Below are 17,284 nucleotides of genomic sequence, written 5' to 3'. Positions count from 1 at the left end.
CGGTTCGACAAACGGCACCGTCACCATCCAGTAAGACAGATTCTTAGCGATATAAGCCGGATGCTTGGTGAACCGATAAGGCCCTGAAGTGATGATCCCGCGATTAGTCAGATTCGAAAACCGCAAGCCAAAAGAAATAGTCGCCAGCGCATAACACAGCAGCAAAGCAATGATGACAGCACCCCAGACTACCCGCACAACAGGCATCGAATTAAGCCAACTATCCCAGAAGACCGAGCCTTCGTAGCGGATGTACTGGTTGGAAATCAGCGACCAGAACGGCCGATAACAGATCAGTGCAACGAGCCAACCCAACGTGGTCGGCTCAGCGCTGCGCACGTGACTATCAAGAATGCGCAATGTACACAGGTAACCCACCGTGCCGAACATCAGATCCATCGCAAACGACAGGTCGTACATAAACCGGAAAGTCGCAAGCGAAAACGGCGCATTCAGCGCGGTCGTCAACGACGCATTCAGATGGTCCGCATTAGTCGACAGGTAGACGATCATCAGCGGAAGGAAGAACGCCTTCACCATCCACCCGGCCAGCATCTCTCTGACAGGGCGCCAGTTCGCCGGCCGCACGCCGCGAAATAAGAAGCGCGCCCATAGCAGGTACGCGTCGTCGGTTTCGCGCTGATGCCGGTCCATCCACGCAAAGTAGAAGGGCGCCGCGATGAGTACATACGGTGCTAGCGTACCGAGCAGCGACCAGAACGGGTTATAGAAGGCGCCGTGATATTCGGGCAGCAGCCAGTAAAGCGCGCCGATGCCCGCGTACACCGAGGCCAGCGCCGCGAGGCGCAATTCCACGCGCACGATGCTCAGCGGCCGCACCGCGCGACTCGCGAGACCGGCGCTCGGGCGCAAATAGACTCGCGCGACGAATAGCTCGTAGATTGCGATGGTCGCGATGATTGCGAGGCAGGCAACGGTGCTACGCGTCGCGCCATCGATCGAACTGCTGTCGCGCAGCAACCAGAGCGTGAGCAATCCGACGCCGATCCCGAGCAAGCCGATCGAAAACGGCGTCGCCGAGCGCGGCCGCGGGTCGTGCGTGCGCGCGACCGTATTGAAGGTGGAGTTCATGTCATCCCTCGTAGTCATGACATTGATGGCGGCCGGGCTGTTGGTTTTTTTGCGCCCGGCCGCTGAGCTTGCGTAATGCTTATTTGCCGGCTGTCGCCACACCGCCGAGCAATCCGCCGACGAGGTTCGTCACCGGCGCAAGCGGGTTCTTGCTGGTCGAGCCGCTGCTGCCTGTGCCGCTCGCTGAGCCGCCGGTCAATCCGCTGACAAGACCCGTGAGCGGATTGGCGGGCGTGCTTCCTTGCGAGGCGCCATTGAGTGCGCCCGTCACGCCGCTCGTCAACGAGCCGACCAGAGTGACGACGGGCGCGAGCGGACTGCTCGTGCCGGTCGTCCCACCCAATGAGCCGACCTTGCCGAGGAGCCCTGTGACGGGTGCCAGCAGACCGGCAGCGCCGCCTGTGCCGCTGGAACCTCCCGTAGCGCCGCCCAACGATCCGAGGTTGCCGATCAGGCCAGTCAACGGCGGAATGGAGACGCCGCCCGAACTGCCAGTGCCGCCGAGTCCGCCGAGCGGCCCGAGTAAACCCGTGATCGGCGCGAGCGGATTGGTGGTCGCGCCAGTGAGCAATCCGGCCGCACTCGTGACGGTGTTACCCAATTGGCTCACGATTCCGCCGACATCTTTGCCGACCTGATCACCCGTGGCTCCCGACACTTTTACCCCGGCCGCATTGAGTCCGTTGCCGAGCGTGCCAAGCAGCTTGTCCAGCGGCGTGCCGAGGCCCGTCGCGTTGCCGATGGTCTGCGTCGTGTTGGAGACGGCTAGGGTGATCGGGTTAATCGCGGAACTGAGTCCCGTCTCGAGTTGCTGGACCGGCGCGCTGGAGAGCGTGGTGTTCAATCCCGCTCCGACAGAGCCGACACCGCTGCCCACGCCATCGACGATGCTGCCGAGCGTCGAAGTCACCGGAGAAAGCGGTTTGAGCGGGCCGCTCGAGAGACTCGACACCGCACCGCCAAGTGCGGTGACGGCAGCACCGGCATTCGAGATGACGCCCGTGGTGGAGTTCAGCGTCGGACTGAGCGGATTGGCCGCGCTGCCCAGGGTGCCGAGGCCAGCGGCGGTGCCGTTACCCAGCACCTTCACGCCGTTGCCGAGGTCGGTGAGAGCGGTGCCGACGCCGGCGGTCGTTGCCCCGTTCACGCCAGGAATCGACGTGCCCGTGACCTTGGTGCCGGTATCGGCGACTGTGGTGCCGACGGCCGTGATGAGATTGCTAGCTTGGGTGACGACAGTGCCGATGGGGGTGGAAGAAGTACCCGAGGTGCCGGAAGTGCCCGAGGTACCGGAGGTGCCGGAGGTGCCGGAAGTACCCGAGGTGCCGGAGGTGCCGGAGGTGCCGGAAGTACCCGAGGTGCCCGACGTACCCGAGGTACCCGAGGTACCCGACGTACCCGACGTACCCGAGGTACCCGAGGTACCGGAAGTACCCGAAGTGCCCGAAGTACCCGAAGTACCCGAAGTGCCCGAAGTACCCGAAGTACCGGAAGTACCGGAAGTACCGGAAGTACCGGAAGTACCGGAAATACCGGAAGTACCCGACGTACCCGAAGTGCCAGACGTACCGGAAGTACCCGACGTACCCGACGTACCCGAAGTGCCAGACGTACCCGAAGTACCCGAGGAAGTGCCCGAGGAAGTGCCCGAAGTGCCCCCCAGTCCGCCCCCACCGATACTTGGGGTATGAAGTGTCGATCCGCAACCGTAGAGCGCGAGTAATGTGGATGTCGCAACAGCGATGGCTGTCCGACCGGCAAGTTTCTTCATGATGTCCCCGTAGAACGACTGTTGATAGGGACATTCTTGCAAGATGCACGCCAAGGTCTGTTGTGCTGCAACATTGATAATAAACAGAATATATATCGAATTATATTGAGATATATGAAATATAAACTGCAAAAAAAGCATTTTATTCAACTCGACAAAATCATGTTCCGCTTGCGTGCTACGTAACGCCGCAGCCTAACGTAACAGTGCAAACTGCCGTCAATCGATCACGCAGCCAACGCTCACCACGTTCGATCCCCTTCGATACACCTGAAAAAAATCATACGGATACCTAAAACAATCAAAGCTGCCGCTGGCCAGAAGCAACGACCGTCGCCCACCCCGGCTATGCCCCCCGAATCAACATACAAAACTATCGAAAACTGTAAGGTCATTCCCAATCTTGATTGAGAATGATTCGCGTTTACGTTAGATTGGCGCCCTGTCCTTTGACAAAACGGAGCGAATCTATGGCTGAGGTGCTTGTCCGGCGAGAGCCTTCAACAGCGATGCCTATAGCGGTTCTCAGCGCCGGAGGCGCCTGTCCCCCCGTCTCGCGCCGCACTCGCGCCCACCCGCGCCCGGTGAATTGGGAGAAGGGCACGCTGCTCGACGTGCTAATCGAGCACCGACCAATGCTCGTCAATCTGGCGCGCGGTTTCGTGGGTTGCGCGAGTCTCGCGGAAGACGTGGTGCACGACGTCTTCATCAAGCTGGTCGACTTTCCGGATCAGGACGCGGTGCGGCAACCGGTCGCCTACGTCACGCGCATGGTGCGCAACGCGTCGATCGACGCCTTTCGCCGCCAGAGCCTCGAAAACACCTATCACGCCGACGAAGACGACGGCCTGCACGTGCCATCGCCGGAACCCTCGCCGGAAGCCGCGCTGCTCGTAAGGGACACGCTGCGGCACGTCTACAACGCGCTCGAGCAACTGCCGCCGCGCAGTCGCGCCGCATTCGAAATGGTGCGTCTGCGCGAAGAAACGCTGCAAAGCACGGCGCGCGCACTCGACGTCTCGCAGACGCTCGTGCATTTCATGGTGCGCGACGCCGAGAAGCATTGCGCCGATTGCCTCGACGCCTGCAATCGCGGCGAGGCGGGTCCCGCGTTTTGCAGTGGCCGCGCGCGTCGGCGGTAAAAAAGCGCGCACTCCAAACGTCAACTGAATAGAAGCGGTGCGCGCGCAACACGCGGACACCGCTGTGCCGGGACATGCGAGCGCACTGTCCGGGCGCATTTTGACCTTTCATCGACTGAGCCTTTCATCATGACGCAAGCACAGCAGACCTCCAGCACGGCAGCAGAAGAGGCGGACGACCTCGCCTACACGGTCGTCATCAACGACGAAGAGCAGTACTCGATCTGGCCCACATTCCGCGACGTGCCGGCCGGCTGGCGCGAAGTGGGCGTGAGTGGTCCGAAAGCCGAATGCCTCGCGCACATCGAGACGGTATGGACTGACATGCGTCCTGCCAGCTTGTGCCGCCACATGGACGGAACGGCGTAAAGCGCGCGCAGTGAAATCTGGCAGCCTCGGGCATGCTCCCGGCCACGCCGCTTCAGCAAAAGGATTCAGAGTATGACCATGCTTTCGATGCCACTGCCCACGCTCGCCGACCTATCGATCGAGCCCGGCCTGCCGACTATCGTCTCGCCACGCGCGGGCGCAGCGATTTCATTGGAGGAAGCGGCGCCGCTGCTGCGCGTGATAGTCGACGACACCCTTGAGCGCGCGGGCGGTGTTCTGTTCACCGGTTTTCACGTGGGCTCGATCGACGCGTTTCAACGTTTCGCGGGATCGTTCGGACATCCGCTGATCGGCTATGAATTCGCATCGACGCCGCGCAGCCAAGTGGAGGGCGCGGTTTACACGTCGACGGAATATCCGCCGCATCGCTCGATTCCTTTGCATAACGAACAGTCGTACACGCGCGAATGGCCGTTGCGTATCTGGTTTCACTGCGCGCTGGCTGCACGCTCAGGCGGCGCGACGCCGATCGCCGATAGCCGTGCGATCTACCGTGTGCTCGATCCGTCGCTAGTCGAGCGCTTTACGAAGCGTGAACTGCTCTATGTGCGCAATTTCGGGCAAGGGCTCGATCTGCCCTGGGAGCAGGCGTTCGGTACGGACGACCCACGCACGGTCGAGCAGATTTGCCGCGCGCGTGGCATCGAGTGCGAATGGCGCGATAGCGAAGACGGCGAACTGCTGCTGCGCACGCGCGAGCGTTGCCAGGCGGTAGCGCGTCATCCACGCACGGGCGAGCACGTCTGGTTCAATCAGGCGAACCTGTTCCACCTTTCGTCGCTCGATGAAGACATGCAGGAGGCGTTGATCGACTCAGTCGGCCTGGAAAACGTGCCGCGCAACGTCTATTACGGCGACGGTGAAGCGCTCGAAGCGGACGCACTCGCTGAGATCCGCGGCGTGCTCGATCAGCAACGTATCGTGTTTCCGTGGCTGACCGGCGACGTGCTGATGCTCGACAACATGCTCACCGCGCATGCTCGCGATCCGTTCGAAGGGCCACGCAAAGTCGTGGTGGCGATGGCCCGAAGCTATAGCGAAGCCGAAGGCGAAAAACGGATGGCCGCGCAATGACGGAATCGCAGGGCGTGGCGCTCGCGGCGCATTCGCTGACGGTCGGCTATCGCGATCACCTCGTGCTCCACGGTCTGAACCTGAACATCGCGGCCGGCCGCGTCACGGCGTTGTGCGGGCCGAACGGCTGCGGCAAAAGCACGCTGTTGCGCACGCTCGCCGGTTTGCAACCGGCCTTGTCCGGCAGTGTCGATGTCAACGGCGTGCCGCTCGCTTCGCACGGGCGCCGTGTACTCGCCCGCACGCTCACCATGCTCGCGCAGTTCAACCAGATTCCTTCGGGCCTCACCGTACGCGAGTTGGTCGCGTACGGCCGGTACGCGCACGGCGGCTGGCTGCGCGGACTGTCGCGCGCCGACCACGCGGCGATCGACGAGGCGCTCGCGACCAGCGGACTCGCGGCCGACGCCGCGCGTGACGTCGCCGCGCTCTCGGGCGGCGAAAGGCAACGCGCGTGGATTGCGATGGCGTTGGCACAGCAGGCGCCGATCGTGCTGCTCGACGAGCCGACTACGTATCTCGACATCCATCATCAACTGGACATTCTGCGCGAATTGCGCCGATTGAATCGAACGCGCGGCCTCACGATCGTGTGGGTGCTCCATGATCTTAACCAGGCGGCGGCCTATAGCGACGAAATCGTGCTGATGCGCGCCGGCCGCATCGTTGCGCAAGGGTCGCCCGATGCGATGCTCGACCCGCGCCACCTGAACGAAACCTTCAGTGTGCCGATGCTCAAGATCGCGCATCCGCAAACGGGCGCGCCGATGTGCGTGCCGGCGTATGACGGCGATGCAGTGGGTATCGCCAGCGCCTCCGCCTCGCTTCCTGAAGAAGCCACGAGCAAGGACCTCGCCGCATGACGACGCTGGCAGCGCGCAAACGCATGCGCCGCAATGCGCCGGCGCTCAACAGCTACCGTGCGCCCGTCAAAAGCCGCGTCACCACGATCGCCGCCGCACTAGTCGCGTTGATCGTCGTCGTGTCTGTGATGCGTGTCGCGCCCGGTTTTCGCGCATGGTTCTCCGCGCCGGTAGGCAGCGACGCCGCGCAGCTCGCCGGCATTCTGCTGTTCGACCTGAGTGAGCCGCGCATTCTCGCGGCGCTGGTGGCAGGCGGCTGCCTTGCAGTGGCGGGCACGTTGTTCCAGTCGCTGACGCGCAATCCGCTGGCTTCGCCGGATCTTCTCGGCATTACCGGCGGCGCGCAGCTCGGCTTGCTCGCCGCGATGCTGGTGCCGTCGCTGGCCGGCGTGGCATCCGTGCCGCTGCTGTTCGCATGCGGTCTCGGCGCGGCGGCGTGCGTGGCCGCGGCCGCGGGCGGCTGGCGCGCGACGCCGTTGCGGCTCGTTCTTGCCGGCAGCGTCTGCATGCTGCTGTTCTCCGCGCTGACCACGCTGATTCTTGCGTTCTTCGAGCAGAGCATCGTCGGCGTGTCGTTGTGGGCGAGCGGCAGTCTGTATCAACCTGGCGCGGCCGGGTTGAAGATCGCGGCAACCTGGCTCGTGTTGCCGCTGATCGCGTTGCCGTTCGTGCTTCGCCCGCTCGATCCGCTCGCCCTCGGCGACGATGCCGCCGCGGCGGCCGGCGTTCGCGTGGATGCCACGCGGCTCGCGGCGATGGTGGTGGCGGTGGGTTTCGCGAGCGTCGCGGTCAGTGTCGCCGGACCGCTCTCGTATGTTGGTCTGATCGCACCCAATCTGCTGCGGCAGATACGCGGCGCGAAGTCTTCGAGGCTGGCCGCGCTCGTACCCTTGTCCGCGCTGGTCGGCGGCGCGCTGGTGCTCGTCACCGATAGCGCCGTGCAGGCGCTCGATCTCGACGCAACCCTTTCGACCGGCGTCGCGATTGCCTTCGTCGGCACGCCTTTGATGCTGGCGATGATCCGTAGCGGCGCCGCGTGGTCGGGCGCGTTGCATGCCGCTCACGACCGCGCCGTCGCACGAACTGGCACGCGCCTCGTGCGCATGATTGATAGGTGGCCCTGGCCGCTGACGGCAAGCATATTGGCGCTGCTCGCTATCGCGATCGTGTGTGCGGGCGCTTCGTTCGGTCCAACGACGATCGGCGTGCAACGTTGGCTCGCCGCCTTCGATCACCGCGACGAGCTGGCGAGAATGCTGCTCGATCTGCGTCTGCCGCGCCTTATCTGCGCATTGCTGGCGGGGGCGCTGCTCGCCGCGAGCGGCGTACTGATGCAAAGCATCGTGCGCAATCCGCTAGCCGGTCCGGAAGTGCTGGGTGTGACGCAAGGCGCGGGACTCGCAACGCTCGCGGCGCTCGTCATGTGGCCGCTCGCGGCACATTCGACGCTGGCCGTCGCGTCGCTTGCGGGCGGCGGCATCACGTTGGCCTTGACGCTCGTGCTGAATCGCCGGCATCGCTATGCGCCGCTCGCGGTTGCGCTCACGGGCATCGTGATCGGCACGCTGTGGACGACGCTGTCGCAATGGCTCATCACCCAGCAAAGCGTGCAGCCCGCGCGCTTCGTGGTGTGGCTGGTCGGTGGCACGTACGGGCGCAGTTGGGGCGAAGTGACCACGCTGCTGCCGTGGTGCGTGCTGTCCGTGCCGGTGTTCGCGCTGCTCGCGCGTCCGCTCGATCTGCTTGCCCTAGGCGACGATCAGGCCGCCTCGCTCGGTTTGCCGATTGGCGTGCTGCGCCCGCTGGTGCTGACCGTGGCGACGCTCGCAGCGTGCGCGGCGGTGGCCGCGGTGGGGCCGGTTGGTTTCATCGGATTGATGGCGCCGCATCTGGCGTCGATGCTCGGCGCGCGTGCTCATCGCACGCGCTTATGGCTGGCTGCGGCGTGCGGCGCACTGGTGCTGGTCGTGGCCGATATCGCCGCGCGCACGTTGCTGGCACCGCGCGAAATTCCCGCTGGTGTGCTGACCGCATTGATCGGTGCGCCTTATCTGCTTGCGCTTTTGATCGTGGAGGCGCGTCGCGAGAAGCGGGGCAAACGGTGATGCGGCAACCTGTCCACGATGAGCGAGCGCGCTGCTTTGCGCGCTTCGCGCCGGAGTCGATCGCGCATTATCTCGAGCATGTGTGGCTCGGTACGCCGAACGCGGTCGATGAACCCGCACTCGCCGTTGGCCCAACCGCAAGGCTGACTGTGATCCCTGTTAGTGAACTGGCCAACCATCGCGCGGAATTGCTCGATGCGATGGTCACGCTATACGGCGGCGAGCGCGAAACGCATGCACGCGCGTTGCTGTCGCAATGGACCAAGTACTACTTCGGTTTCACCGCGACCGCCGGATTCGTCGCGGCGGCGTTGCTGCGCAGGCCGCTCGTCATGTCGCCGGATAAAACGCATGTCGTGCTGCGCGACGGCCTTCCCATCGCCGCGTATTTCGCATGCGATGCACTGCAGCCCGTCGAATGTGAACCTGCTCGCCGATATGCGCCGCTCGTCGAGCACTTGAATGCGGTGATCGAGACACTGTGTGCGCTGACTCGAATCGCGCCGCGCGTTTTGTGGAGCAACGCAGGCAATCTGCTGGACTACCTGTTCGAACAGTGCGCGCCGCAATTCGATTTGAGCGACGACATGGCATGGCTGTTCGGTCCGCTCGGTACCAATGGCGAGGCCAATCCGCTGCGTTTGCCGGTGCGTCAGGCAAAGCCGCGCGCCGCCAGTCTGCCGAACCCGTTCAGCGCACGGCGTGTGTGCTGTGTACGTTATGAAATTCCCGGAGAGACGCAACTGTGCGGACGCTGCCCCCTGCTATTGACAATGAGCGATGCGGAGATCGCATTGCAGACCGCGTCAAGATGACGAGGGTGGCGTCATCGGCGCCCAAGCCACGTCATGCGAATAAAATCCCGCGTTTCAGGCAGCTTTGCGTGACCGCCGCTGTGGCGGCAACGTTGTTTTCCAACTCGTATGTGTTCGCACAAAGCACTAGCACTGCCGCGGCCGCAACGAAAACAGGCCTCGCAACTCGCGTGGCCAACCCGAAAACACCGCAGGAAGCCTGCACGCCGCTGGCCGACAATCCGATCGTTTCGCAATCGAGTCCGACATTGCCCGCACAGCCAAAGCGTATCGTCGTGCTCGAATTCATGTTCGCCGAAGACCTCGCGGCAGTCGGCATCACGCCGGTCGGCATGGCCGATCCCGAGTACTACCCGGTGTGGATCGGCTACGACAATGCACGTCTCGCGTCGGTGCCCGACATCGGTACACGGCAGGAGCCGAGCCTCGAAGCGATCGCAGCAGCCAAACCCGATCTTATCCTCGGCGTCGGTTTGCGCCATGCGCCGATCTTTGCGGCACTGGAACGCATCGCGCCGACTGTACTGTTCAAATACGGCCCGAACTTCACCGAAGACGGCGCCCACGTCACGCAACTCGATTGGAGCCGCAAGATTCTGCGCACCATCGGTTGCCTGACCGGACGCGAAGAGGCGGCGCGTGCGGTCGAGGCGAAGGTCGATGCCGGGTTCGCCCGCGACGCCCAGCGCCTTGCCGAAGCCGGCCGCCGTGGCGAACAGGTGGCCTGGTTGCAGGAATTGGGCTTGCCGGACCGCTATTGGGCGTTCACGGGCAACAGCACGGCGGCGGGTGTCGCGCAGGCGCTCGGACTCGATCCGTGGCCCGCCGAAGCGACTCGCGAAGGCACCGCATACGTGAGTTCGGAAGATCTATTGAAGAAGCCGGCGCTGACCGTGCTGTTCGTCAGTGCGACTGGAAAAGATGTCCCGCTCGCCACCAAACTCGATTCGCCGATCTGGCGTTTCGTGCCGGCTCGAAGTTCGGGGCGCGTTGGGCTTGTCGAGCGCAATATCTGGGGATTTGGTGGACCGATGTCGGCGTTGCGGCTCGCCGATACGATGACGGACGTGCTGTTGTCCTTGCCGAAGCCCGCAGTAAAGAAGTAAGCGACCCGCGCTCCAGCAAGCGGAGCGCAGAAAAAACAGCGCTCTGCTTGCAGATCTCTCACTTCATCATCCCATCGTACCGTTGGCCGCTGCCGGGCTCAGCACCGCCTGTGCCGAACCATGCGTCTCGCTGACGATACTGCCGTTCTCCAGCTTCAACACCCGGTCCGCGAGATGGAAGTAACGGTCGTCGTGACTGATCACCAGCACTGTCTTGCCGCGTGAACGCAACTCCGGCAACAGTTGCTCATAGAACACTGCTTTGAATTGCGGATCCTGATCCGCCGCCCATTCGTCGAACAGATAAAACGGCCGGTCTTCCAGATACGCGACCACCAGAGCGAGGCGTTTGCGCTGTCCCGTGGAAAGCGCTCGTGTGGAGAATGCGCCGTTCACGACCTGCACCTTGTGATCGAGCGCGAGCTTCGCGACCAGCGCGTTGGCTCGGGCATCCTCCTGCGCGCGCGAGGCGTCGTTCGGATCGACGATGCCGAGCAGCGCGTCGAAAAGATGAAAATCGTTGAACACGGCGGTGAAACGCTGGCGATATGCGGCGCGTTCCGCAAAGCCGACTGGCTTGCCGTCCAGTTCTATCGTGCCGTCTTCGGGTTCGTAGAGGCCGGTCAGCACTTTTGCGAGCGTGGTCTTGCCACTGCCGTTGCCGCCGACGATAAATACCAGTTCGCCCGGCCTGAAGGTCAGATTGACCGGCCCGACGCGGAACATCCGCTCATCGCGCTCGTGGAAGTACGAGTGTGTGACATTGCTGAGCGTAAGCGTGCGATACGGCGCATGCGAAGCGTTTTCGTCGGGCGGCGGCGAGATGCGCAGCGCGCCGAATTCACCCATCACTTTCTCGATGCGATCGAGCGAGACGCGCGCGGCGTTCAGCGTCGGCACATTGTTGAGCAGGCCGTCCAGCGGCAGCAGCATGAACAGGAACACGACCACGTAGCCCGAGGCGGACGGCGCGTCGGCATGCACGCCGAGCGCCGGCCAGAACGCCGCGACGCCGAGAAACACGTAGAACAGGAACACGATCCAGCCGACCCCGACCGCATAGGCGCTGAACGCCCGGCGCCGATGATCGCGTACTTCGTCGATCGCGGAGCCGAGCTGGCCGTCCACGAATTGACGCGAACGCGCCTGGTGCAGCTTCAGTTCCTTCGCGCCGGTGAAGAGCGCGCCGAGGTAGCCGAACAGCTTGTCCTGAGAGCGGCCCGCGGCTTCGAGCGAGGCGATCGCGCGCTTATCGCCGGCGTGATAGCCGAGCGAGCCGACCAGGATCGCGGCGAGCGCGAGCAGGCAGACCGGCCACGATAGCCACGCGAGATAACCCAGGCAACCGAACACGATCGAGCCGTGCATCACGAGATTGGGCAACGCGAAGAACAGCATCGAGACGTTGGTGGCGTCGTCGGTCAGCACGGATTGAACGGGCGCCGCGCCGATCCGCTCGACATCGCGCAACTCGGCTTCGGCCACACGCCGCGCGACGTGTTCGCGCAACTGCGCCATGGTGTCTTGCGAAAGCCGCGCGAACAGCACGCCGGTGATGACACGCGTAACGAGCGCGACCACCGCGCACAACGCGAAACGCATGGCGAGCGACATATCGGCGGCGCCCGCTTGCGACAGCGCGCGGCTCAAGGTCGCGACTAGCAGCACACTGGCGATGCCGTTCAGCACGCAGGCGCTCAACGCGATCGCGAACGAGCCGCGAGAGCGCTTGAGCAGCGCCACGATCAGGCGCATGGCGGGCTTAGCCGCGGAACTGGAGGGAGAGGAAGAAGACGAGGGTGGCGCGTCATAGCGCTCGTTGGCAGCGGTCATCGGCAAGGTGTCGCAGTGGGTCGCAATGGATCGGTAAATCGCAGCGCATGCGTGCATGCGGCCATTCAGCGGGGCGCGAAGAGTCGCCCCTCGCCTGATAGACGAATGGGCGAAGCAAACATTTACCGTGCGCAGCGATCTGCCACGACGAAATGATGCAGTCCAAATAAAACGCCATGCGCGGTAAAGATTTGCGATCGCGGATCGTCACACCAATGAAGCGGCCCATTGCGGCCGGCGACTTGGCCGAAGCGGCCGGTTCTAACGGATTTCATGCCCATGACGAGCTTCCCGATTGCGTTGCACCACCAGATCCGCGCCATGGCGCGCATCGATCCCGCTGCGCCCGCACTGGCGTCATTCACGCCGTACACTGTGCGCTTGACGCGCGGGGAACTGGATAGTCGCGCGGCGCGTCTTGCCGCGCGACTGCGCGCCGCGGGCGTGACGACTGAAGTGCGCGTCGGCGTGTGCGTTGCGCGTTGCTGCGATCTGTTCGTGGCGTTGCTGGCTGTATTGAAGGCGGGCGGCGTGTTCGTCGCGCTCGATCCGCGTCATCCGCCGGCGCGCCTCGATTGGGTCGCGCGGGATGCTGGGCTCATGCACGGCATCGTCGACGGTTCTGCTGATGCGGCAATGCGCGCGCGTTTCGTTCAATGTTTCGACGTGGCAAGCGTTGCTACGGCAGACACGGCAGACACGGCAGACACGGCAGCGCCATATTTCGACGACCAAGACACGCCGGTGCATCCGCGCGCGGCGGCCTACATGATTTACACGTCCGGCTCGACAGGCACGCCGAAGGCGGTGGCTGTCGAGCACGGTCCGCTCGCCGCGCACGGCGAAGCGCTCGCAGGCTCGTTGCCGATCAGCGCCGCCGACCGTGTGCTGCATTTTGCTTCGGTCAATTTCGACGTCTCCATCGAAGCGTGGCTAGTACCGCTTGCCGTCGGCGGCAGCGTGGTGATCAGCGATCCACCGCCGTTCGCGCCGGAGACCACGCACGCGTTCATGCTGCGCGAAAACATCACCAATACGACGCTGCCGCCCGCTTATGTGCGCGAATTCGCGAACGTTTGCGAGCGTCTAGGCGTGCCGCCTTCGCTGCGCACGCTGCTGTTCGGCGGCGAAGCGATGTCGCAAGACAGTTTCGACGAGATTCGCCGCGTATTTCCGTCGGTGCGTCTCGTCAATGGGTATGGACCGACGGAGGCGGTGATCTCGCCGATGCTGTGGCCCGTCGATCCGGGTGTGACGCCGGCGCTAGAAGACGGCAATGGTTTTGCATCGCTGCCGATAGGCTGGCCGATCGGGCGGCGCGTGGCGCGTGTCGATGGCTCGGCGCAACGGGGCGAGGCCGGCGAATTGTTGCTCGGCGGCGTGTGTCTCGCACGCGGCTATCACGGCCGTGCGGCGCTGACGGCGGAACGCTTCTTGCCGGACCCGCACGGCGCACCGGGCGAACGGATTTACCGCACCGGCGACCTCGCACGCGAACGTGACGACGGCTCGTTCGGTTATCTCGGCCGCATCGACGATCAGGTTCAGGTGCGCGGCGTGCGCGTCGAGCCCGGCGAAATCGCGGCCTGCCTGCTGACGCATCCGGCGGTGGCCGATGCGGGCGTGCTGGCCGAAACTGCAGGCGGCCGGACGCAATTGATCGCCTGCGTGGTGCTGCGCGACGACGCACTCGACGATGCCGCACTGCAAGCGCATCTCGCCGCGCATTTGCCTCAGGCGTGGATGCCGCAGCGCATCGCGCGCTTCGAGCGTTTGCCTTATACGCTGAATGGCAAGCTCGATCGCGCCGCCTTGCGCGACTTCGTTGCTGCGATGCCGGTTGTGGCCGATGCGCATCATGTCGCGCCTCGCACCGCCACTGAAACGCGCCTGGCGGTGCTTTGGCAAGCGCTGTTGAACGGCGCGGCGCCGATTGGCTGCACGGATCGATTCTTCGCTTGCGGTGGCGATTCGCTCACGGCGATGCAATTGCAAGCGGCGATTCGTATCGAGTGGCGCGTGAATTTGCGGCTCGATGCGTTGTTCGCCGATCAACCGCTCGAAGCGCTGGCGCGTCTGATCGACGAGAGCGAGCCTGAAGCAGCAGCAGGTTCGCATTCGATTAACGTTGTGCATACCGCTGACGCGCCGTTCGTCGACCGTGCGGCCTCGTTCGCGCAACAGCGCTTCTGGGTGCTCGCGCAAACGCAGGACGCAGGCGCGGCGTATCACGTCGCCGTGCAATGGGATGTGCGGGGTGCACTCGAGTTTGGCACGCTGCAACGCGCGCTCGACTGTGTCATCGCACGTCATCAGGCATGGCGAACCACGCTGGTCGAGTCCGATGATGGGGTCGTCGTGCAACGCATTCACGCACGCTTGCCGGTGCCGATTGCGCACATTGATTTGCGCGCCGAGAGTGAGGTCGAACGCGTTGCGCGATTGGCGGCGTTCACGGGACAGCACGTTGGCGCGGCCTTCGATCTATCGAAAGGGCCATTGGTGCGCGCCGCGCTTGTCACGCTAACCGACAACACGCAGCGTTTCCTGTTGACCACGCATCATTCGATCAGCGACGGCTGGAGCTCACGCTGTGCCTTCGACGAACTGCGAACAGCCTACACCGCCTTCGCGATGGGAAGCGAGCCGCAGTTGCCCGCACTGACGGTGCAGTACGCCGACTACGCGCAATGGCAACGCGACTGGCTTGCCGCGGGCGAAGGCGCACGGCAATTGGCGTACTGGCGCGATGCGCTGAGCGATGCACCCGAACCACTCGCGTTGCCGCTCGACCGGCCGCGCTCACCGGAACACGACTATCGTGGCGGCCGTCTCGCGCTGCGTTTACCCGCAGCACTTTCCGAAGCCGTGCGCGAGACGGCGCGACGCGCGCGGGCGACCCCGTTCACGGTGCTGCTCGCCGCTTTCGACGCGTGGCTCTATCGTTTGACCGGCGCAACCGATGTCGTCGTGGCCGCGCCGATCGCGCATCGGCAGCGGGCGGAGACCGTGCCGCTGGTGGGTCTCTTCCTCAACACGCTTGCGCTACGAACGCGTGTCGCGCCGGACCAATCGTTCGCCGCGTTGCTCGACGGCGTGCGCCTTTCCACGTTCAATGCGTTCGCGCATCAGGATGTGCCCTTCGATCAGGTGCTCGACGCCGTCAAGCCGCCGGTGCGGCGCGGCGATGCGTGGCTGAAGGTCAAGTTCGCGCAGCAGTTCGATCTGGAGTTGACGGCTGAATTGCCGGGCGCCTCGGTGCGCATGTCGCCGGGTCTGGATCTCGCCGCCCGCTTCGATTACGCGCTCGATTTCACCGACGATCCGCGCGGCATCGAACTGGTCGCGGCGTACGCGCTCGACGGTATCGACGAAGCGACCGCTCGCGCGTGGCTCCATAGCTACGCCGCGCTCGTCGCGGATGCCGTGCGCGATCCTCAGTGCGCGATTGCTGAACTGGATTGTGCGGATAGCGCCGAATATCGATCCGCGCGACGCGGACGCGAATTTCAACCGGCGGCTAACAACGTGCTCGCGCTGTTCGCGCGCTATGTCCGTGAAACGCCGCATGGTGTGGCACTCGCGGATGTCGATCAGCAACTCACGTATGCCGAACTCGACGCGGCGTCCGACCGAATCGCATTTGCTTTGCGGCAGCGTGAGGTTGGCGCTGAACAGGCGGTGGCGGTGTGTATCGAGCGCTCGGTGCGCTTTGTGGTCGCGCTGATCGGCGTGATGAAGTCCGGCGCGTACGTTGTGCCGCTCGATCCCGCGGCGCCGGATGAACGCTTGACTACGTCTGTCGATACCTGTGGCGCGCGCTGGATTTTGACAGCCGGTCAAGCGGTCACCACGTTAAGCGGCGCGGCCGCGCTCGACTTCGATGCGCTCACGCAAGCTGCATCGCCAGCGAGCGTGGATGACTCGATCGCTTCGCACATGCCACCGTTGGCCGATCAAGCCGCCTACCTGATCTTCACCTCAGGCTCGACCGGCACGCCCAAGGGCGTCGTGATTTCGCACGGTGCGCTGGCTGATTATGTCGAAGGCATGCTGGACGAACTCGCGTTCGCCGCGAACGCTTCGATGGCGATGGTCTCCACCGTCGCGGCCGACCTCGGCCACACGACGCTATTCGGCGCGCTGTGCTCGGGCCGTACGCTGCACCTGTTGCCCGCGCAATGCGCGTTCGATCCCGATCGCTTCGCCCACGAAATGCGCAGGCGCAATGTCGGTATTCTCAAGATCGTGCCGAGCCACTTGCACGCGCTGCTCGACGCGCAGCATCCCGCCGACGTGCTGCCCGCACACGCGCTGGTGACGGGTGGCGAAACGCTGCCGTGGTCGCTGGTCCAGCGGATCGCTGCGCTCAAACCGGCCTGCCGCGTCATCAATCACTATGGCCCGACTGAAGCAACCGTAGGCGCATTGACGTGCGATACGTCCGCGCCGGAGCAAGCGGCATTGCGCGCGCCGAGCACGCAAGCGGCACACGCCGTGCCGCTCGGTCTGCCGTTGCCGAACGCCTACGCGTGTGTGCTCGACAGCAGCGGCGCGAGCGTGCCGCCAGGCGCAATCGGAGAGTTGTATCTTGGCGGCCCGGGTTTGGCGCGCGGCTATCTGGGTCGTCCTGCCGCAACCGCCGAGCGTTTTGTACCGAATCCTTTCGTGCCAGGCGAGCGACTCTATCGAACCGGCGACCGTGTCAGACTGCGCGCCGATCGTCGACTGGATTTTCTGGGTCGGCTCGACGACCAGGTGAAGATTCGCGGCTACCGTGTCGAGCCGGGCGAGGTCAGCGCGGCGCTGCGCGTGCTCGAAGGCGTCGCTCAGGCCGAAACGCTTGCCGTGGAGCATGACGGGCGTTTGCGTCTGGCGTCGTTCGTTGCGATGACGAGCGGAGCGCGTTTTGACGAAGCCTCGTTGCGCGCGGCGTTGAGCGTGAGCCTGCCGGATTACATGGTGCCGGCGGTGTTGCAGCAGGTCGCCGCGTTGCCCGTGACTGCCAACGGCAAGGTGGATCGGGCGGCATTGCGGGCGCTGGCGGTCGCGCCCCCCCCCCCCAATGGCCCCCCCCCCCCCCCCCCAGGCCC

General features: G+C 64.3%; 11 protein-coding genes. 8 read left to right on the top strand and 3 right to left on the bottom strand.

Features of this window, described 5'->3' with window-relative positions; all coding sequences use genetic code 11:
- Positions 1-1,092, bottom strand: a 1,092-nt coding sequence (locus tag P0D70_RS34290) for a hypothetical protein (protein WP_408187795.1), incomplete at its 3' end; no start/stop codon positions are given.
- 79 nt (positions 1,093-1,171) lie between these two features.
- On the bottom strand, positions 1,172-2,863 hold the full coding sequence (locus tag P0D70_RS34285) for a collagen-like triple helix repeat-containing protein (protein ID WP_408187794.1): 1,692 nt from the start codon (positions 2,861-2,863) through the stop codon (positions 1,172-1,174).
- A gap of 470 nt (positions 2,864-3,333) precedes the next feature.
- On the opposite strand from P0D70_RS34285, the gene P0D70_RS34280 reads away from it, so the two are divergent.
- The 7 genes from P0D70_RS34280 (at position 3,334) to P0D70_RS34250 (ending at position 10,358) form a co-directional block, all read left to right on the top strand.
- Positions 3,334-4,005, top strand: coding sequence for an RNA polymerase factor sigma-70 (locus P0D70_RS34280; protein ID WP_408187793.1), 672 nt, complete (start codon positions 3,334-3,336; stop codon positions 4,003-4,005).
- A 129-nt stretch (positions 4,006-4,134) separates the two neighbouring features.
- Positions 4,135-4,374 carry an MbtH family protein gene (locus tag P0D70_RS34275; protein ID WP_408187792.1) on the top strand — a complete coding sequence of 80 codons (240 nt, stop codon included), beginning with the start codon at positions 4,135-4,137 and terminating at the stop codon, positions 4,372-4,374.
- A gap of 72 nt (positions 4,375-4,446) precedes the next feature.
- Positions 4,447-5,469, top strand: a complete 1,023-nt coding sequence (locus P0D70_RS34270; protein ID WP_408187791.1) for a TauD/TfdA family dioxygenase — start codon at positions 4,447-4,449, stop codon at positions 5,467-5,469.
- Positions 5,466-6,332 carry an ABC transporter ATP-binding protein gene (locus tag P0D70_RS34265; protein ID WP_408187790.1) on the top strand — a complete coding sequence of 289 codons (867 nt, stop codon included), beginning with the start codon at positions 5,466-5,468 and terminating at the stop codon, positions 6,330-6,332. The genes P0D70_RS34270 and P0D70_RS34265 overlap by 4 nt, the downstream gene beginning before the upstream one ends.
- Entirely contained in the window at positions 6,329-8,437 is a 2,109-nt protein-coding gene (fhuB, locus tag P0D70_RS34260) for a Fe(3+)-hydroxamate ABC transporter permease FhuB (RefSeq protein ID WP_408187789.1), read from the top strand. The genes P0D70_RS34265 and fhuB overlap by 4 nt, the downstream gene beginning before the upstream one ends.
- On the top strand, positions 8,437-9,252 hold the full coding sequence (gene fhuF / locus P0D70_RS34255) for a siderophore-iron reductase FhuF (protein WP_408187788.1): 816 nt from the start codon (positions 8,437-8,439) through the stop codon (positions 9,250-9,252). Before fhuB ends, fhuF begins: the two co-directional genes overlap by 1 nt.
- 68 nt (positions 9,253-9,320) lie before the next feature.
- Entirely contained in the window at positions 9,321-10,358 is a 1,038-nt protein-coding gene (locus tag P0D70_RS34250; protein ID WP_408187787.1) for an ABC transporter substrate-binding protein, read from the top strand.
- Between the two features lie 66 nt (positions 10,359-10,424).
- Here the strand turns inward: P0D70_RS34250 and P0D70_RS34245 are convergent, their stop codons facing one another.
- Positions 10,425-12,191 carry a cyclic peptide export ABC transporter gene (locus P0D70_RS34245; RefSeq protein ID WP_408187786.1) on the bottom strand — a complete coding sequence of 589 codons (1,767 nt, stop codon included), beginning with the start codon at positions 12,189-12,191 and terminating at the stop codon, positions 10,425-10,427.
- A gap of 279 nt (positions 12,192-12,470) precedes the next feature.
- On the opposite strand from P0D70_RS34245, the gene P0D70_RS34240 reads away from it, so the two are divergent.
- Positions 12,471-17,284 (top strand): non-ribosomal peptide synthetase (locus P0D70_RS34240; RefSeq protein WP_408187785.1); only part of this gene is annotated, 4,814 nt, incomplete at its 3' end.

Origin of the sequence: Paraburkholderia sp. RL17-381-BIF-C, assembly GCF_046026435.1 — a bacterium.
GTDB lineage: Bacteria > Pseudomonadota > Gammaproteobacteria > Burkholderiales > Burkholderiaceae > Paraburkholderia.
This window is presented reverse-complemented; position numbering and strand designations above follow the sequence as displayed.

Coding starts and splice junctions, on each gene's coding strand:
- fhuF (WP_408187788.1), top strand. CDS start 8,437: ATGCGGCAACCTGTCCACGATGAGCGAGCGCGCTGCTTTGCGCGCTTC.
- fhuB (WP_408187789.1), top strand. CDS start 6,329: ATGACGACGCTGGCAGCGCGCAAACGCATGCGCCGCAATGCGCCGGCG.
- P0D70_RS34285 (WP_408187794.1), bottom strand. CDS start 2,863: ATGAAGAAACTTGCCGGTCGGACAGCCATCGCTGTTGCGACATCCACA.
- P0D70_RS34265 (WP_408187790.1), top strand. CDS start 5,466: ATGACGGAATCGCAGGGCGTGGCGCTCGCGGCGCATTCGCTGACGGTC.
- P0D70_RS34245 (WP_408187786.1), bottom strand. CDS start 12,191: ATGACCGCTGCCAACGAGCGCTATGACGCGCCACCCTCGTCTTCTTCC.
- P0D70_RS34270 (WP_408187791.1), top strand. CDS start 4,447: ATGACCATGCTTTCGATGCCACTGCCCACGCTCGCCGACCTATCGATC.
- P0D70_RS34275 (WP_408187792.1), top strand. CDS start 4,135: ATGACGCAAGCACAGCAGACCTCCAGCACGGCAGCAGAAGAGGCGGAC.
- P0D70_RS34280 (WP_408187793.1), top strand. CDS start 3,334: ATGGCTGAGGTGCTTGTCCGGCGAGAGCCTTCAACAGCGATGCCTATA.